General features: G+C 46.4%; 2 pseudogenes. Both read right to left on the bottom strand.

Going from position 1 to position 976, the window contains the following annotated elements:
* Positions 1-239: pseudogene (locus CIK04_RS29410) on the bottom strand (MerR family transcriptional regulator); the annotation flags it as partial.
* A gap of 25 nt (positions 240-264) precedes the next feature.
* Positions 265-976: pseudogene (locus CIK04_RS29405) on the bottom strand (YbgA family protein); the annotation flags it as partial.

The raw sequence follows: 976 nt of genomic DNA, 5'->3' as shown, positions 1-976 counted from the left end.
TCCRCTGCCAACGCGCCTTCGGCATCGGGGTTTACCAGTCAGATCTTTCACCTTGCCGATGGCAATGCCTTTTAGCGAGCCAACCCTGAATTTCGCGAATCATCTCGATATTGTCTTCACTGTAGAGTCGATGCCCTTTCTCCGTACGTTCGGGTTGAACCAAATTGTAGCGACGCTGCCACGCCCTTAAAGTCGACCGGCTTAACCCCCGTAATCTCAGAGACTTCGCGAATCGCTATACAACTTTTCTACTGCATTTTTTCATTACAAACCATAACGTAATTTCAACTCTTGTGGATAAGGCTTGAGGTATTTTTGGCTTTCCAAATAGCCATCAGGATGGGTATTGAGATAGTGGCGAATCAAGGTCAATGGTGCCAACAGTGGCAGCATACCTGTGCGATAATCATCGATTCACTTGTCGCCAATCTCGCTTTTTACTGCTCCTTTGTTCAGTGCCTTTTTTAAAATAGCCTTGAACATGCATCAACACATTGGTGTTGTTTTTACGGCTTGCTCGATGGGTTAACGCGACCATCAACCCTTGACGGTATTCAACAGCAAACTCGTTGATATCATAATCAGCTATTTTGGCTACCAAGCAGCCCAAGGTTTTGTAAGACTCTGGATGATGTGCCATCAAGGTCAGTTTGTAGCGAGAATGGAACTCGACGATTGCTTTTGCGACGACAACTTGATTCAGTACGTTGGTATTAAAATCATGCAGGCAATAAACACGAGTGATGAAATTTTCACGCAGCACAGGATCGTTCAGGCGGCCATCTTCTTCCACCGGCAACCAAGGCATTTTGCGCATCAGCGTTTGGGTGTACAAACCAACGCCTTCTTTCTCCGCGCCATGAGCCTTTATAGACCTTGACCCTTCTCCATGGCCACCAGGTTGGGTGATTTTGTCGCAGACAATGTAACCACTTAAAGAGTCGTGCCATTAATCGATCAACTTGCTGCTCAGAGT

Source organism: Vibrio sp. 03_296, from assembly GCF_002265885.1.
This window is presented reverse-complemented; position numbering and strand designations above follow the sequence as displayed.